At 71.5% G+C, this 16,837-nt stretch carries 13 protein-coding genes; 3 read left to right on the top strand and 10 right to left on the bottom strand.

What is annotated here, in order from left to right:
• Positions 1-7: 7 nt before the first annotated feature.
• Entirely contained in the window at positions 8-808 is an 801-nt protein-coding gene (locus VKZ50_03150) for a hypothetical protein (GenBank protein ID HLJ58709.1), read from the bottom strand.
• Between the two features lie 498 nt (positions 809-1,306).
• On the opposite strand from VKZ50_03150, the gene mutS reads away from it, so the two are divergent.
• Together mutS and mutL are read left to right on the top strand one after the other, a co-directional pair.
• Positions 1,307-3,985 (top strand): DNA mismatch repair protein MutS, encoded by a 2,679-nt coding sequence (gene mutS, locus VKZ50_03145; protein ID HLJ58708.1) that lies wholly within the window; start codon positions 1,307-1,309, stop codon positions 3,983-3,985.
• Positions 3,982-5,745: a DNA mismatch repair endonuclease MutL gene (gene mutL / locus VKZ50_03140; protein HLJ58707.1), complete on the top strand. Its 1,764-nt coding sequence runs from the start codon at positions 3,982-3,984 to the stop codon at positions 5,743-5,745. Before mutS ends, mutL begins: the two co-directional genes overlap by 4 nt.
• Before the next feature lie 64 nt (positions 5,746-5,809).
• Here mutL and iolB read toward each other — a convergent pair whose 3' ends face one another.
• Positions 5,810-6,643, bottom strand: coding sequence for a 5-deoxy-glucuronate isomerase (gene iolB, locus VKZ50_03135; protein ID HLJ58706.1), 834 nt, complete (start codon positions 6,641-6,643; stop codon positions 5,810-5,812).
• 232 nt (positions 6,644-6,875) lie between these two features.
• On the opposite strand from iolB, the gene VKZ50_03130 reads away from it, so the two are divergent.
• A complete protein-coding gene (locus VKZ50_03130) occupies positions 6,876-7,493 on the top strand; it encodes a GNAT family N-acetyltransferase (protein ID HLJ58705.1) in 618 nt (205 codons plus the stop codon).
• Here VKZ50_03130 and miaB read toward each other — a convergent pair.
• The 8 genes from miaB to VKZ50_03090 all read right to left on the bottom strand — a co-directional run.
• The gene (gene miaB, locus VKZ50_03125) at positions 7,490-8,824 is read right to left on the bottom strand and encodes a tRNA (N6-isopentenyl adenosine(37)-C2)-methylthiotransferase MiaB (protein HLJ58704.1); all 1,335 of its coding nucleotides are present in this window, start codon (positions 8,822-8,824) and stop codon (positions 7,490-7,492) included. The two genes, VKZ50_03130 and miaB, sit on opposite strands and share 4 nt — an antisense overlap.
• Before the next feature lie 104 nt (positions 8,825-8,928).
• Positions 8,929-9,402, bottom strand: a complete 474-nt coding sequence (locus VKZ50_03120; GenBank protein HLJ58703.1) for a hypothetical protein — start codon at positions 9,400-9,402, stop codon at positions 8,929-8,931.
• Positions 9,403-9,466: 64 nt separating this feature from the next.
• The gene (locus tag VKZ50_03115; GenBank protein HLJ58702.1) at positions 9,467-10,846 is read right to left on the bottom strand and encodes an MFS transporter; all 1,380 of its coding nucleotides are present in this window, start codon (positions 10,844-10,846) and stop codon (positions 9,467-9,469) included.
• Positions 10,843-12,027: an N-methyl-L-tryptophan oxidase gene (gene solA / locus VKZ50_03110; protein ID HLJ58701.1), complete on the bottom strand. Its 1,185-nt coding sequence runs from the start codon at positions 12,025-12,027 to the stop codon at positions 10,843-10,845. Before solA ends, VKZ50_03115 begins: the two co-directional genes overlap by 4 nt.
• Positions 12,024-13,208 carry an acyl-CoA dehydrogenase family protein gene (locus VKZ50_03105; protein HLJ58700.1) on the bottom strand — a complete coding sequence of 395 codons (1,185 nt, stop codon included), beginning with the start codon at positions 13,206-13,208 and terminating at the stop codon, positions 12,024-12,026. The genes solA and VKZ50_03105 overlap by 4 nt, the downstream gene beginning before the upstream one ends.
• A gap of 160 nt (positions 13,209-13,368) precedes the next feature.
• Positions 13,369-14,580, bottom strand: coding sequence for an MFS transporter (locus tag VKZ50_03100; protein ID HLJ58699.1), 1,212 nt, complete (start codon positions 14,578-14,580; stop codon positions 13,369-13,371).
• 11 nt (positions 14,581-14,591) lie between these two features.
• Positions 14,592-15,833 (bottom strand): divalent metal cation transporter, encoded by a 1,242-nt coding sequence (locus VKZ50_03095; protein HLJ58698.1) that lies wholly within the window; start codon positions 15,831-15,833, stop codon positions 14,592-14,594.
• A 597-nt stretch (positions 15,834-16,430) separates the two neighbouring features.
• Positions 16,431-16,837, bottom strand: a 407-nt coding sequence (locus VKZ50_03090) for a hypothetical protein (protein HLJ58697.1), incomplete at its 5' end; no start/stop codon positions are given.

Here is a 16,837-nt window from a genome sequence, read left to right as displayed (position 1 = left end):
CAGCGATCTATCGGGCGCCCCGCCCACCCCGACGGCCTCGACGGCGGCGGCGCGCCACACCGCTTGTCTGCGGGGCGCTGGCGTCTGCCGGTGCACCAGAACCACCCGTGCTCGCGCGCTCGCTACGCTCGCTGCCACCGGCCGCGGGCTCAGGCTGCGCTGGGCGCGCTCGGCTCCGCTGCATCGCGCCCGGCGTGTCCTCGCTTGGTTGCGCAGCAGATGCCGGGCGCCCGGGACGGTGGCGACGGTCGTCGAGCCAGATGAGCTGCCGGGGCGCTGAGCGGCGGTCGAACTCGTAGAACCGTCGATACATCGTCCGGGCGATCTCCACCGCGCGCGCGGCGTTTTCGGCCGAGAGCACGGCATCGGTGCGGGTCTCGCTCCCGCGATCGGATCGCTCGACCTCCTCGTACTCGCCCTTGTAGTGCGTGAGCATGTTGCGCCACGAGCGAAGCGTCGAGAGGGCCCGCATCTCGCTCCCGTTCTCGGCAAACGTATTGCCGGTCTTGCTCGCGAGCCGCGTCACTTCGACCCACTTGCCTTCCGGCGTCATGCGGTCGTAATACCGGTACCGACTCCCGAGCCGGTCACCGCCGACCATGCTGATGAACGCCTCGAGGGCGAAATACGACATTAGGATGGCCACGAGCGACTTCGTCCGCTCTCCCGGCCGGTCGGGCGTGGGGCCCTCGGCGCAGCGCTCCGCCTCGGCGGCGTGAGCTCGCGCCAGATCGAACATGGTCTGCTCGAGGTGCGTGCGCTCCCACGCCTCCTCGCCGTCGCCCGCGGCCGGAAGCGCCGGGCCCACGGTACGCCCCGCAGAGGACACCGGCACATCAGCAGCGCCCGGCGGCGAGGGAGCGGCGGCGGGTCCCGGGCGCGATCTCCGGCTCGTACGGCGACGGCGCCTGCCCAACGCGGGCTGCGCGGCGGGTGCGACCGCCTGCCCGGGGAGGGTGGCTTTCTCGGCTGGTGGAGGCGCGTCGGCGCGCGCGCGCGCCGCGTCCGCCGGCTGGCTCTCCGCAGGGCCGCCGGTCGGGCGCTCGAACGGCGCGCCCGGATGCGCGACTGCCTCGGGCGCGGCTGAGACCGGTTCCGCGGGAGCGGCAGGCTGTGCTGTCCGGCGTCGCGGGCCGCTGCGCCGTCGCCGTCGCTGAGGCGGCGGGACGTCAGGAGTGACCATGACCTTTTGTTCGCCGGTGGGGCGTCCGCCTCCCGCCACGGCGGACCCGGCGCGCGCGATCGGCGGCACCAGGCCCGCCGACCGACAGGACCGGGCGCCACCGCGCCGAAGAGGGCTCGGAAGATGAGCGAATTGACCCCGATGATGCGCCAGTACCAGGCGCTCAAGGACCAGCACCCGCACGCGATTCTCCTCTTCCGGCTCGGTGACTTCTTCGAGGCCTTTTTTGAGGACGCGCACGTGGTCGCGCGCGCGCTGGGGTTGACGCTGACGAGCCGGCCGGTCGCCAAGGGACAGCGGATCCCGATGTGCGGCATCCCGCACCACGCGCTGCACACGTACCTTCGCCGATTGATCGACGCCGGGCACCGCGTCGCGATCTGCGATCAGGTCGAAGACCCGTCGCACGCCCGCGATCTCGTGCGCCGCGAAGTCGTGCGCGTGGTTACACCCGGCACCGTCATCGAGGACGATCTGCTGACGGCGCGCGAGAACAACTTTCTCGCCGCCGCCACCACAAGCGGCGACGCGTGGGGACTCGCGCTCGCGGACCTTTCCACCGGCGAGTTCCTCGCCACGGAAGGTGCGGCGCCGCTTCGGCTCGAGGACGTGCTCGCCCGCTGGCGACCGCGCGAGATCCTCGTTCCCGAGGGCGCCAGCGACGACGTCCAGGTGAGCGAGGGCGCCACGGCCACCCCGTATGACGCGTGGCGGTTTGACCCGTCGATTGGAGAGCGGACGCTGCGCGAGTACCTCGAGGTCGCATCCCTCGACGCCTTCGACCTTCGCCGAGCGCCGCTCGCCACCGCGGCGGCGGGCGCGCTGCTACAATACCTGCGCGACACTCAGAAGGGGCCGCTGCCGCACTTGCGGGGCGTCCGGCTCATCCCGCCAACCGAAGGACTCGTGCTCGATGACGTCACGCGACGGGCACTGGGGCTGTGGCGGACGACGCGCGACGGGGGCGCGTCCGAGACGCTGCTCGACGTCCTCGACCTCACGGAGACCCCGATGGGCGGCCGCCTCCTTCGCCGGTGGCTGTCGCAGCCGCTCGTCGACGTGGACGCGATCGGGGCCCGCCAGGACGCGGTAGAAGCGTTCGCGGGCGACGGCGAAGCGCGCGAGGCGCTCCGGACACGCCTCCGAACACTCGGTGACCTCGAGCGCCTGACCGGACGCCTGGCCCACGAAACGGGGGGCCCCCGCGATCTCACCGCCCTGCGCGACACGGCCGAGGCGCTGCCCGGGATCGCCCCGGCCGCGCTCGGGATCCCCGTGGAGCCGGTCCGTCGGTTGCTCCCCGCGGTGACGGCGCCGCCCGCGCTCGCGGACCTGCTGCGCCGCGCGCTCGTGGACGCCGCCCCAATGTCGCCGAAAGACGGGGGCGTCATTCGCCCGGGCTTCGACGCGATGCTCGACGACCTGCAGGCCGGCAGCCGGTCGGCTCGGGAGTGGATGGCCAACCTCGAAGCCGCGGAACGCGCACGCACCGGGATCCGGAGCCTGAAGGTCGGCTACAACCAAGTCATGGGCTACTACATCGAGGTCAGCAAGGCGCACACGCGCAGCATTCCCCGGGACTACGTGCGGAAGGGTACGCTGGTGAACGCCGAGCGCTACCTCACGGCCGAGATGAAGGAGCGCGAAGCTCTCCTCCTGTCGGCGCAGGAGCGCATCAACGCGCGGGAATACGAGGTGTTTCGCGCGGTCCGCGACGAGGTCCGCACGCACACGCCCGCGCTCTTGACCGCCGCGAGAGCGGTTGCGGAACTGGACGTCTACGCCGCCCTGGCCGAAGCGGCGATCCGCCACGCGTACGTCCGCCCCCGGGTGACGAACGGCCGGGCGATCCGCATCACGGCCGGCCGCCACCCCGTGGTCGAGCAGGCCCTCGGACCGGAACGGTTCGTGCCCAACGACCTCGCGCTCGACACCGACGGCGCGGCGGCCCGAGAGGTCCTGATCGTCACGGGTCCCAACTTCGGCGGGAAGAGCACCTACATCCGGCAGGCGGCGCTCGCGGTCGTCCTGGCCCAGATCGGCAGCTTCGTGCCGGCGCGGGAGGCGGAGATCGGCGTCGTCGACCGGATCTTCACGAGGGTCGGCGCCACCGACGACCTCGCCGCGGGCCGGAGCACGTTTCTCTCGGAGATGATCGAGGTCGCCAGGATCCTCACCCAGGCGACACCGCGCAGCCTCGTCATCCTCGACGAGGTCGGCCGCGGCACCAGCACCTATGACGGCATGAGCCTGGCGTGGGCGGTGGTGGAAGACCTGCACGACCGCGTGGGCGCGCGCGCGCTGTTCGCCACGCACTATCACGAGCTGACCGAACTCGCGTCCCAACTCGACCGCGTCGCGAACCTGCAGGTCCTCGTCCGGGAGGATGGGCACCACGTCGTCTTCCTGTACCGCGTCGCGGGGGGCGCCGCCACGTCGTCGTACGGGATCCACGTCGCACGCCTCGCCGGGGTCCCGGAGCCCGTGATCCGGCGGGCCCGCGAGGTTCTCGCGGGGTTGGAGCGCGCCGCCGCGGGCGCCCGGCCGGTGCGTGGACGCCGCGGCCCATCGCGGGGCCAACAACTGGCGCTGGCGCTCCCGTCCCCGGTCGAGGAGGCGGTGCGCGCGGCGGACCTCGCGACGATGACGCCGCTCGACGCCCTCAATTTCCTCTCCAAGTTGCGCGCGATGCTCGACGTGCCGGGGGCCGCCGCGGATGCGAACCCGCCCCGCGGCGACGCCCCCGGAGGCACGGTGGTACCGTTCCCCGGACCGGGCGCGCCGCGCACCGGCGCGTCGTGAGCGCGCGCCCGCCCCGCGCCTCGATCACGGTACTGCCCCGCACCGCCGCCGAACGCATCGCGGCGGGAGAGGTCGTCGAACGGCCGGCGTCGGTCGTCAAGGAGCTCGTCGAGAACAGCCTGGACGCGGGAGCGCACCGGATCACGATCGAGATCGAGGACGCGGGCCGCCGATTGATCCGCGTCGGCGACGACGGCGAGGGGATTCCCGCAGATGAGCTCGCGACCGCCTTCGAACGGTTTGCAACGAGCAAGATCCGTTCCGCCGAAGATCTGACGCAGATCCGCACGTACGGATTCCGAGGCGAAGCGCTGCCGAGCATCGCCGCGGTCGCCAGGGTCGCCGTGGTCACCCGGGTCCGCGGGGACGACGCGGCCGCCCGGATCGCCGTGACCGGTGGCGCTCGCACCGACGTGATACCGGCCGCCGGCGGACAGGGCACCACGGTCACCGTCGAGGACCTCTACTTCAACACGCCCGCGCGCAAGGAGTTTCTGCGCTCCCCCGCGCGCGAGACCGCGGTGATCGTGGAGACCGTGGAGGCGCTCGCCCTCGCCGCCCCGGACGTGTCGCTCAGGCTGGTGGACGGCGGACGCGAGCTGTTGTGGGCGCCGGCCGAGCCGTTCGCCGCACGCGCACGCCGGCTGCTGGGGCCGCAGCTTGCGCCGCACACGCTGGAGGTGAACGGTTCGGGCCGGGCGGTGCGCCTGAGCGGGGTGATCGGCACCCCGCAGGTCGCGCAGCGCAGACGCACGCACCAGTGGTTTCTCGTGAACGGCCGACCGATCCGGAGCCCCCTGCTCGCGCGCGCGCTCGCCACCGCGTTCCATACCCTGATCCCCGACGACCGGTATCCGATGGCCGTGCTCAACCTGCGCATCGCTCCGGACGAGGTGGACGTCAACGTCCATCCTCGCAAGGCGGAGGTGCGATTCACGCGCGACGCCGAGATCTTCGACGACGTCGTGCGCGAAATCCGCCGCGCGCTGCACGAGACGTCGCTGCTGCACGTCGTCGGGCCAGATCACGGAGGCGCCCCGAGCGACGTGCGCGGCGACACGCCCCGGTTCGCCGCCGGTGCGGCCGCCGCGGATCTCGGCGCGCTCCCTGTCACGGGGGAGCGTGCCAGCCTCTTCGAACCAGAGACTCCGTGGGCGCCCGCGTCGGGCGTCGAGGCGTGGCCCGAGATCCGCCTGATCGGACAACTCGCGCTCACGTACCTCGTCGGGCAGGCGGACGGCGATCTCGTCCTGATCGACCAGCACGCGGCGCACGAGCGCGTGCTGTACGAGCGTCTCCTCGATCAGCGCGACGCCGCGGGCGTGCGCGCGCAGGGGTTGGTCGTACCGGTGGTGCTCGAGTTGAGCCGGGCCGAGATGGCCGTCCACCACGAGCTCGACGCGGCCCTGCGCGCATTGGGGTTCGAGCTCGAGCCGTTCGGCCCGTCGGCGGTTCGGCTCACCGCCGTGCCGGCGATCGCCGCCGCGCGCGCACCCGATGTGCTACTGCGCGCGTGCCTCCACGACCTGCGCGGCGAACCGGGGCCCCACGCCGGGCGCGACCTGGAGGAGCGCCTCGCGATCGCCACGGCGTGCCACACCGCGATCCGTGCCGGAGACCGGCTGGATCCGGCGGCGATGGCCGCCCTCCTCCACGACCTCGCGCGTACGCGCGACCCGTTCTCGTGCTTCCACGGACGCCCCACGATGGTGCGGGTGCGCGCCCAGGATCTCGAGCGGTGGTTCTACCGACGTACGTAGCGAGCAGAGCCCGAGACCGCCGCGAGTCCCGCCCCGGCATTACGCCCACCGCGCGCGGAATCCCTCAGCGGCGCGCGATGTCCCGCTCCTTGTCGCGCACCCACGCGTGCGCGGGATCGTCGCTCCAGGCACCGTACTTCGACTCATCCCCCGCCATCGCCCAGAGGTAGAACAGGTCGTACCCGGCTGCGGCGACGACCGGGTGGTACCCCCGCGGGATCACCAGCAGGTCGCCGCTCTCCACGCGGTAGACCTCGTCGATCGGATCGGGGGTCCCCGGTGCCGTGTAGAGCATCTGCAGCCCGAATCCGCCGTCGGGGCGCGCCAAGTAGAAGTAGACCTCCTCCATCGGCAGTTCGCCCGACGCCGAGCGGGTGTCGTGCTTGTGCGGCGGATAGCTCGACCAGTTCCCAGGCGGGTTGATCGTCTCGCCGACCATCAACCGCTGCGCGCCGCGCGCCGCGTCGACCACGTTGTAGACCGCGCGCTCCCAGTTCGCGGCCCCCGCGGTGCGGCGCTCGACGTCGCCCGGGCCGACCACCAGCGCGGGCGCGCGGGAGGCGCTCGATGCGTACACGACCGCCCCGACGAACCCGCCGTCCGCGGCGGCGAGCGTGGCGGACGTCCCGGGCGGCAGGAAGGCCGCCGACGGAGGATCGGTGAACACGCTCCGACGAGGCCCGAGGCGCATCGCGTCCGCGCGGCCCCCTGCCGTGACGGTACCGGCGCCCGAGAGCACGTACACCACCGCTTCACGATCACCGGTGACGATCTCGTGCGCGGCGCCGCCGGTCAACTCAACCACGCCGAACTCCATGTGGCGCAACCCGGCGGTCCCAGGAGCGGCCAGCCGCGTGTACCCCGGGCCGCGGCGGCGGGATTTGATCAGGTACGACATCGTGCACCCCCATGATCAGCACTTGTGCGCCACGCAACGGTCGCCGAGAAGATGACGCGCTCGCCCGCGTCCCGGCCAACCGTTTCGGCACACCCCTACGGGGCGAGTTCGATGCCGGTCTCGTCGCGGCCTCCTCCACGGGGTCGCGCTGGCCCGGCGCACGAACGCCGTCGTGTGGTACGATACGGCTGGCCGCGCGATGTGGCCCGGCGCGGTGACAGGGAGGACGATCGTGCTGCAGCGCGTGCCGGTCTTGCTCGAAATCCCCGAGGAACTGCACGGGCCGCGGGTGCTCGTGCGTCCGCTGCGCGCGGACGACGCGCCGGCCACGTGGGCGGCGATCGAGGAATCCCGCGAGCACCTCGCGGCGTGGCTGCCGTGGGTCGCGAGTCTACGGTCCGCCGACGACGAACGCGCCGTCATCGCCCACATGCGGGCGCGCTGGGTACTCCGGGAGGACCTGACCGTTGGCATCTTCGACCGCGGGAGCGGCCGCCTGCTCGGCGGGACCGGGCTGCACCGCATCAACTGGGCGGTGCGGGCGTTCGAGATCGGCTATTGGGTCCGGCTGAGTGCGCAGGGACACGGATACGTGACCGAGGCGGTGCAACTCATGACCGCGCTCGCGTTCGAGACCCTGTCGGCCAACCGGGTGGAGATCCGGTTGGACCCGAGGAACGTGCGCAGCCGCAGGATCCCGGAGCGGCTTGGATTCGTCCTGGAAGGCACGCTGCGCTGTTCCGCGCTCGACGCCTCCGGCAACCCGTCGGACCGCCTGATCTTTGCGCTCGTCCCCGGGGACTACGCCACGCGTGGCTGGACCACACCGCGCGCCGATCGCCTCGCCTAAACCGGCACCGCCACCGCCCGCCCGCGGAGCACCCAGGACCCTGCGTCGACGATCTTCGCCGGCACGATGCGCCTCACCAATTCGGGGCCGCCGTCGAGCGTGACGATCTTGTTCGTACGCGTCCGGCCGAGCACGCCGCCGCGGGTGCCCGGCTCCTCGACGAGCACGTCCTGCACGGTGCCGACCAATCCGGCGTTGACCTCGGCCGCAATGCGTTCCTGCATCTGGTTTAGCGCATGCAAGCGCCGGCGCTTTGTCTCCTCGGGGACTTGGTCGGCGTACCCCGCGGCGGGCGTTCCCTCGCGCGGCGAGTACATGGCGGTGTTCACGGCGTCGAACCGGACGGTTTCCACGAGGCGCAGGGTCCCGTCGAACTCGTCCTCCGTCTCGCCGGGAAACCCCACGATGACGTCCGTCGTGATGCTCGCCCCGGGCATCGCCTGCCGGATCGTCTCGATCGTGGCCTGGTACTGCGCGGTCGTGTACGCCCGGTGCATTCGCTTGAGGAGGGCGTCGTGCCCCGCCTGCACCGGCAGGTGGATGTGTTCGCACGCCTTCGGCAGCGCCGCCACCGTCTCGATCAACCGGCGCGTCATGTCCCGCGGGTGGCTGGTCGTGAACCGGATGCGCTCGATCCCGGCGACCTCGTGGACCAGACACAGGAGATCCGCGAGATCCCGGCGCGGCGCAAGGTCGTGCCCGTAGCTGTCCACGTTCTGCCCGAGCAGGGTCACCTCGCGGAACCCGCCGCCGGCGAGCGCCTGCACCTCGGCGACCACGGCCTCGGGCGCCACGCTGCGTTCGCGCCCGCGCACATACGGCACAATGCAGAACGTGCAGAACTTGTTGCAGCCGTGGATGATGTTCACGAAGCCGCGCACGCCCCCGGCGCGCACCGCCGGGAGCACCGGCAGCGGCCGCTCCTTGTCCGAGCGGTCCCACACCTCGTACACGGGCATGCAGCCGTCCTGAGCTGCGCGGAGCAACTCCGGCAATCGGTGGATGTTGTGCACGCCGAAGACAAGATCGAGCCACGGCGCCCGTTTGCGCACGCGGTCGCGGTCCTTCTGCACGAGGCACCCGGCCATGCCGAGAATCAGCCCGGGCCGCCGGCGCTTGAGCGCGCGCAACTCCCCAAGCCGCCCGTAGGCCTTGTCGTCGGCCCCCTCGCGCACCGTGCACGTGTTCAGGAGGATCACGTCGGCGTCCGCGGGATCGTCGGCCCGCTCGTAGCCGAGGCCGGCGAGCAGGCCGGCCATCGCCTGCGAGTCCCGGACGTTCATCTGGCAACCCTGGGTGATGATATGGTACCGCCGGGGCGGCGTGTCCATCGTGTTCACCTGTGCGCTCCGCCGTTGCTCCGTCCACGAGGGAGCGTACCATAATCCCGCGCCCGGCGCACGAGCGGGGGTTCCACCCTGGGGCGCGCGAGCGCCTAGAGGTTGAAGTCCACGAGCGCCGTCACACCGACGCCGTAGACGCGGTGCAGCTTGCCCGGAATCGGCGTGAGGCTGTCGACCGGGATGAGCGCGCGCAGCCGCACCACGCCGGTGAACGTGCCCTCGATCTGCGCGACCGCCTGCACCTGATCGAGCGCCGCCTTCGGCCCCTGGACCTGCGCCGCTCCGATGTAGGCGCCGCCCGAGCTACCGACGTTGATGCCGACGCTCAAGATCGGGACCACCTTCGTCAGCTCCTTGTTCGCCGCGCTGTTGTTCAGCATCAATGTGTTGATCGCGCTGTTGATCTGCGGGCCAAACTGCTTGACCACGTAGCCGATGCCGAACAGCTTGATCAACGACCCGATGTTGACGTTGGGGAGTTGCGCCAGCGCCGGCGATGCGACCGCCCCACCCAGAAACGCGACGACCACCAACGCTGCGACCCGGTGCCTCCACCAGTTTGCCATGTCGACGATCCACCTCCCGCGCACCCAGACGCGCCGGTTTCTCCTGGCACTCATTCCGGACGGCTCACGGGGTGCCCTGCCCCGCCGTGGCCGGCCGCGCGTCGCCCACGCCGGTAATGTCCTCGAGCGACCGGCCCGCGGTCTCCTCGCCGAACACGAGGACGATCGCAACCGCCGCGGCCAGCGCCACCACGTAGACCCCGATCGCGGCGTGCCCGCTCGACCAGCTCCCGATCATGAGGCCGAGGAGCGCCGGCGACAGAATCCCGGCGGTGCGGCCGGCCGCGGACGCCCACCCCGTGGCGGTCGCGCGAATGCGCGTCGGGTACAGCTCGGCCGCAAACGACAAGATCACCGGCCACGCCGCGAGGACCCCCCCGCCCATCAGAATCCCGCCGAGCACCAGCATGCTCTCCCCGCGCGCAGCCGCGAGCACCGCGGCGCCCACGCCGCCCAAGACGAGCGCCCCGACGATCACCGGCTTGCGTCCGGCCCGATCCACGAGCAACGTCGCGATGGTCGTGGGCACGATCATCGCGCAGGAGAACAACAGCGACACACGTTCCGCATGCGCCGCCCCGGACGCCTGCAGCATCGTCGGCAGCCACGACACCGGCCCGTTGTAGGCGCCGATCATGACCCACCAGACGGTCCAGACCATGATGGTGGCGCGCCGGAACCGCGGGCTCCACAGCTCCCGGAGGCGCGCCGCCAGGGAGACGTGCGACGCATGCTCCTGCGCCGGCAACTCGATCTCGGCACCGAACCGCTCGCGCAGCAGTCGCGCCAGCACGTCGGCCTCGAGCCGGCGACCGTGGGCCAGGAGGAAGCGCGGCGACTCCGGCACCAGCCAGGGGCCGACGACTGCGAACACGAGCGGCACGGCACCGACCGCGAACACGACCCGCCAGCCCAGGCCGTGGGCGGCGACCGCGCCGGCGGCTGCCGCAACGATCCACCCGATGGTCCAGATGACCTGCGTCCACCCCATGAGCGCCCCGCGGATCTCTCGCGGCGCGAACTCGCCGACCATGCTCGTCGCGACGGGCGCAACGCCGCCGAAGCCCACGCCGGCGAGGAACAACAGCGCCACGAGCCATCCGAGCGAGGGAGCGAACGAAGCGGCGCCGGTGGCGATGGCGCTCAGGCCGACCGTCAACCCGTACCCGGCCCGCCGCCCCATCCAGTCCGCGGCGTGCCCCATCACCACCCCGCCGAGCAGCTGCCCGGCCCCCGCGCCCGCGGTCAGCAGCCCGGCCTGCCCGGGAGTCAGTCCCCAGGCCGCACGCAGTCCGGGGAGCGCGAAGCTCAGCACGCCGAGGTTGAGGCCGTTGCTGGCGAACGCCAGACCCGCGAGCAGCGTGACGCGCCGGTGAAGGCTCCCCGACCGCACCGCCGTGGCCGCGAGGCCGGCCACGGACGCCGACCGCGACGTCGCCGTCATGCCGGCGCCCGGCGCGCCTCGTGGAACCGATCCGCCGACAGAAACCCGATGGGGTGCGCCGTGCGGCCGGCCGTCGCGAGGTCGGCCAAGATCTCGCCCACGACCCCGCCGAATTTGAACCCGTGGCCGCTGAACCCCGCCGCGTACACGAGCCGCGGGTGGACGGCGCTCCGATCGATGACGAAGTGAGCATCCGGGGTCATGGTATAGAGGCACGTCTCGGCCGCAACGAGCGGCCCGTCGAGGCCGGGCAGCAGGCGCCGCAGCAGCCGGCGGACGGCTTCGACTTCCTCGGCCGTGACGTCGCGCCGTACCGTCTCCGGCGTGCACGGATCGCTCCAGTCACCCGTGTTGTGAATCGCCACCTTGAACCCTGGTCCGGCCGCGGCCGGGAGGCCGTAGAGATGCACCCCGTCGATCACCCCGATGAACAGCGGGCACCGTTCAGGCGCGAGCGAAGCGGCGTCCTCCGGGCTCACGGGCTCGAACCAACAGGCGACCTGCCGGAACACCTCGAGCGGCAGCCCGAGGCGCGCGAGCACGGACGGCGCCCACGGCCCCGCCGCGATCACGAGCGTGTCGGCCTCGTAGCGGCCGCGTGACGTCTCCACGGTCGCGTGCGACCCGTCCGCCTGCCAGGCGCGCACGGGCTCCTCGAAACGCAATTCTGCGCCAGCGCGGGCCGCGGCCTGTTGCAGCGCGCGCACGCATCGCTCGGGGAAGAGAATGCCCGCCTGCGGCTCCCAGAGCCCGGCCACCCCGTCGTCGGGCGTGAACGCCGGGAACCGACGCCGCACCTCGCGCGCCGTGAGCTGCTCGTACGGCAGGTCGTGCTCGCGCGCGCTCCGCAGCACCCCGGCGATCACCGGCGCCTCCGGCGGCCCGAGCATCAGCCCGCCGGTCGGCAGCAGCAGCGTCTCGCCGGTCTCGCGCGCCAGATCGTCCCACAACCGGTACGCGCGGTCAAGCAGCGGTACGTAGGCGGGGTCTTCAAAGTAGGCCTTGCGGATGATCCGCGTATGCCCGTGCGACGCGCCGAGCCGGTGCCCGGACGCGTGCGCGTCCACGGCGAGGACGCGGCGCCCGCGCCGGGCGAGGTGCCACGCCGCGGCACTACCCATCACCCCGAGGCCGAGGACGATCTCGTCGTACGGCCGCGCCGTCTCATCGCCTGGCGTCATGTCGATGCGCCGAACGCGTCGAATCCGGTGATGTCGCGGCCCAGGATCAGAGTGTGCACGTCGTAGGTGCCCTCGTAGGTGTCGACCGTCTCCAGATTGGCCGCGTGGCGCATCGCGTGGTACTCGAGTGTGATCCCGTACCCGCCAAGGATCGACCGGGCCTCCCGCGCGATCGTGAGCGCGATCCGCACGTTGTTGCGCTTGGCCAGGCTCACCTGCGTGTACCGCATCGTCCCGGCGTCCTTGAGCCGGCCGAGGTGGTACACGAGCAACTGGGCTTTCGTAATCTCCGTCAACATGTTCACCAGGCGCTCCTGGATGATCTGGGCCGCCGCGATCGGCCGCCCGAACGCCACACGTCCCCGTGCATACGCGAGCGCTTCTTCGTAGCACGCCACCGCCGCACCCACCGCGCCCCACGCGATCCCGTATCGCGCCTGCGTCAGGCAGCGCAGGGCCGCGCCCAGGCCCACGGCTTTCGGCAGGACCGCGTCCGCCGGGACCTCGACGTTGTCGAGCACGAGCTCGCTCGTGACCGACGCGCGCATCGAGGCCTTCGTGTGGATGTCGTGGACGCTGAACCCCGGGAGCGTGGGATCCACGAGGAAGCCGCGGATCTCGTCCTGTTCGTCCTTGGCCCACACCACCGCGACATCGGCCATCGACCCGTTCGTGATCCACATCTTCGTTCCGGTCAGGACCCACCCGCCGGCCCGGCGGCGCGCCCGTGTCTGCATCGCCGCCGGATCGCTCCCGGCCGTGGGCTCCGTCAGGCCGAAACACCCGATCTTCTCGCCCGCCGCCATCGCGGGCAACCACCGCCGGCGCTGCTCCTCGGTGCCGTACTCGTAGATCGGGTACATCACGAGCGCCCCCTGCACGGACGCGAACGAACGGACGCCGCTGTCGCCGCGCTCGAGCTCTTGGAGGATCAACCCATACGCGACGTTGTTCATGCCGGCGCAGCCGTACTCCGCAGGGAGGTTCGCCCCATAGACGCGAAGCGCTCCGAGCGCGGGGATTAGATCCCGTGGAAACTCTCCGGCGAGCCACGCCCGACCGATCCGCGGGATCACCTCCCGATCCACGAGTCGGGCGATCGTGTCGCGGGCCAGCCGCTCGTCCTCGCTCAACAGGCGCTCGACCCCAAAGTAGTCCACGCGTTCGGCGACCGCCGGCATGAGACGCTCCTTCGTTCGGCCCGCCGCGGTGGAGGCTGCGCAGGCACGGCAACGGTTTCCGGTTGGTTCCGCGGGAGCGGCGGCCGATCCTGTTACAAGCGCCGCGGGAGCCGTCGCGTCTGCTCCGCCACGGACCGCCGTCGCGGAACACACGGCGACACTAGCCGCCGGGTTCGGGGATGCCGCGCGCCCCGAGAAGGGCGAACCCCATCACGCCGATCAACACGACCCACCCGACGGTGTACGACGTCGCGTCCACGAGCCAGCCGAACAGCGGCGGCGAGAGCATGGTCGCGACGTAGAGCACGGTCATGCTGACCCCCATCGCGGTCGCGCCGAGGTTACGACCGGCCAGCTCCGTGATCAACGTGCTGTACAAACCGTTCCACCCGAGCAGCAGCACGCCGCCGACCAAGGCGACGGCCGCCACCTCGGGCAGCCTCGCCGGTGCAGGCAGCACCAGCAGCGCCGCCGGGAACACCGCGCCTGCGCCCACGCACCACACAAGCGCCGGCACGCGCCGCCCGCCGTAGCGGCGGTCGGACAACGCCCCCCAGGCCAGACGGCCGAACACCCCACCGAGATTCACCGCGATCAACAGCCCCGCCGCGACGTGCTTGCTCCAGCCAAACCGGTCCACCATGTAGAACGCCAGGTAGTCCTGATAACAGAACTGGCCGATCACGAGCAGCATCGCCACCCAGGTCATGCGCCAGACGCCCGGCGTGCGGAGGATCTCCCACACGAGAGCCGCGAGCGCGCGGACGGGCGGGACCGCGGCGCCCGGCCGGGCCATGCCCTGCAGGCCGACCCAGCAGAGCACGCCCGGGACCGCGCACGCGATCGCGACGGCGACCAAGGCGGTCGGCCATCCCCACGCGGTCGCGATCGTCGGCACGATCATCGCGGCAAACAGGCCTCCGATCGGCAGCCCGGACTGGCGGACCCCCATCGCGGTTCCCCGTCCGGCGGCGGTGAACACCTCAGATACGACTTGATTCCCTGCGGTCTGGCCGCTCCCGTATCCGAGGCCCGCCACCGCGAGCAGGAGGGCGAGCGGCCAGAACTGGTGCGCGCTCGCGGCCACGGCCGTCACGGCGGCTGTGAACACGGCGCCGCCGGCGAGTACGGCGGGTTCGCCCCACCGGTCGGCGAGCACGCCGAGCGGGATGAACAAGAGCAGCGCGCCGAGGTCGAACGCTCCCAGGAGCACGCCCACCTGCGCCAGGGACAGGCGCAGGGCGTCGCGCCAAAACGGCGCGAGAATGGGCAGCCCAAACCGGATCGATGTCAGCCCGGCCTGCTGCAGCGTGGCCAACGCGAGCACGCGCCAGGCGGCGCGGACAGGCGCGGCGCGTTCGACGCCCTCCATCGGGAGACCGGCTACCCCCCCAAGACGAGTTGGCGGACCGTGAGCACCGCGAGCCCGAGCGTCAGCAGGACGGTGCCCCACCCCACCAGGTTTGCCGTCAACCCGTTGCGGTGGGCCCGGACGACGCGCGGGTCGTTCGCAACCATCAGCAGCACGATGAACAGGGGCGCCAGGAGGAACCCATTCACGACCTGCGACCAGAACATCAGCGCCACAGGCGAAATCCGCAGCAACGGGGTCGCCGCCCCGACGAGCAGCGACGCCGTGAGCAGCACATAGAACCCCCGCGCCTGCCCCACTTTGCGATCGAGCCCCCCGCGCCACCCCAGCATCTCAGCGAGCGCGTACGCCGAACACGCCGCCATCACCGGTACGGAGAGAAACCCGCTCACGACGATCCCGACCGCGAACAGGGCCGCCGCGGCGGAGCCCGCGAGCGGGGCCAACGCCGTGGCCGCCTGCGTGACGGTCTCGATGCCCGCGCCGCGCCCGTAGAGCGTCGCCGCGGCCACGAGGATGATGAAGTAGAAGACTAGGTTCGCGTACGTCATGCCGACCGCAACGTCGACGTTCTCGGTGCGGAGTTCACGGACGGTCAGGCGGGCTTCCACCGTCTCGGTCGTCTGCCACAGGAACATGTACGGGGTCAACGTGGCCCCGAGCAGCCCCAACGCCGCCTCGAAGAACTTCGGCATGAACTGTGCCGACGGGACCACGGTGGCCCGCAGGACCTGATGCCAGTTCGGATGCACGATGAACCCGGTGATCACATACAATAGAAACAACGGCGTGAGAATCAACAGGAACCGACTGAGCGTGCGGTAGCTCGCGAACACCAGGGTGTACCCGATCACCACGGTGATCGGCACGATCCACCACGCCCACGAGATGCCGGTGAGGAGCTGCGCGCCAGAGGCGGTTCCCGCAAGGTCGGCGCCGATCGTGAGGGCGTTCGTCGCAACGAGCGGCAGCACGATCAGCGCCGCCGCGGCAGGTCCATAGCGGGCGCGGAGAACGCGCGACATCCCTCGCTTCGTCACCGCGCCCACCCGCGTCGACATTTCCTCAAGGTAGTACAGCATGGGCGTCGAGAGTAGCATCAGCCACAGCAGGCTGAAGCCCGTGGTGGCGCCGACCTGGATGTACGTGATCACGCCGGACGGGTCGTTGTCGGCGGCGCCGGAAACGACGCCCGGCCCCATGACCGTCACGAACTGTTTCCAGGTCCGGCGGTGGTGGTGCACGCGGGTCACAGCGACGCTCGAGGGGACCTCCGCCACACCGGGAGCAGTTCCTGGCGATGGACCGCCGTCCCTGCCCACGTCCGGGGTCTCGGACATAACATAACGGAGGCGCGCGGGCGCGCGCCTCCGTGTCTCAACCCTACCCCAGTCAGTCTCCGCGGGACCCAGGTCTCGCCTTTTGAGGACGCATCCTCAGCGTGGCAGACGACCAGGGGTTCACGCAGGGCCGGCGGTGGATCGACCGTGCCGCCGTCCCGTTAGGCCTTCGGCGGCGTCTCCTTGCCGTCGGCCGTATTGCTGCGCGACAGGCGGCTCGCTCGTCGCATCATCCGCCTCCCTTCTTCAGGGTCCACGGCCGCCGCGTGCACGGCCCGAGTCACACCTTCATTGTACCCTCACTAGCCCGGGTGTCAACGCGCGGCAGCCTTGACCCCGGTCATCTACCCCCGGATCGGACCGCATCTTGCCGCTGGCACAAGCGGCGCTCCCGCGCACGAGGCGCAAGACTATCGCACGTCCCCGGACGCCCCCCCGCAACGGGACTACGCCGACCGCAGCCCGCACGCCCCCGGTGCGGCCGGGCGGCCGGAGCCGCCCGCCGTCCCCTCAACGGGTCCCGGTCGCCGACGGCGGGAACACCCGGTAGTCGAGTGTATAGGTCACGTGGAAACTCAACCCGACCGGGAACACCGTGTCGTTCCATGCCGAATAGTTGACGCAGACCGTTCCCGGTCGCAGGTGGAGCCGCGACAGCGTCCCCGTAAACTGACGGGCGGACGTCCCGTCGACGCGCCCGAACGCCTCCGGGCTCTGGGCCGGGGCGCCCGTCCCCCAGGACAGCCACGTCTCCACGTGCAACGCGCCGTCGACGTGCAGCGATACGCCAACCTCGTCGAGCAATGCGGCGCGCGGCGGAGGCGCCACGCACCCCGCGCCCACGCGCTCCTGTCTCGCTCGAGGACCGATCCCTCCGCTCGCAAACACCAGCGCCACCGGTTGCGGCGACGTCAACG

It is taken from the genome of bacterium, assembly GCA_035295165.1.
GTDB lineage: Bacteria > Sysuimicrobiota > Sysuimicrobiia > Sysuimicrobiales > Segetimicrobiaceae > JAJPIA01.
Note: the sequence above shows the minus strand (reverse complement) of the source record. Positions and strands in the feature narration are given on the sequence as shown.

Coding starts and splice junctions, on each gene's coding strand:
- mutS (HLJ58708.1), top strand. CDS start 1,307: ATGAGCGAATTGACCCCGATGATGCGCCAGTACCAGGCGCTCAAGGAC.
- iolB (HLJ58706.1), bottom strand. CDS start 6,643: ATGTCGTACCTGATCAAATCCCGCCGCCGCGGCCCGGGGTACACGCGG.
- miaB (HLJ58704.1), bottom strand. CDS start 8,824: ATGGACACGCCGCCCCGGCGGTACCATATCATCACCCAGGGTTGCCAG.
- VKZ50_03120 (HLJ58703.1), bottom strand. CDS start 9,402: ATGGCAAACTGGTGGAGGCACCGGGTCGCAGCGTTGGTGGTCGTCGCG.
- VKZ50_03115 (HLJ58702.1), bottom strand. CDS start 10,846: ATGACGGCGACGTCGCGGTCGGCGTCCGTGGCCGGCCTCGCGGCCACG.
- solA (HLJ58701.1), bottom strand. CDS start 12,027: ATGACGCCAGGCGATGAGACGGCGCGGCCGTACGACGAGATCGTCCTC.
- VKZ50_03105 (HLJ58700.1), bottom strand. CDS start 13,208: ATGCCGGCGGTCGCCGAACGCGTGGACTACTTTGGGGTCGAGCGCCTG.
- VKZ50_03100 (HLJ58699.1), bottom strand. CDS start 14,580: ATGGAGGGCGTCGAACGCGCCGCGCCTGTCCGCGCCGCCTGGCGCGTG.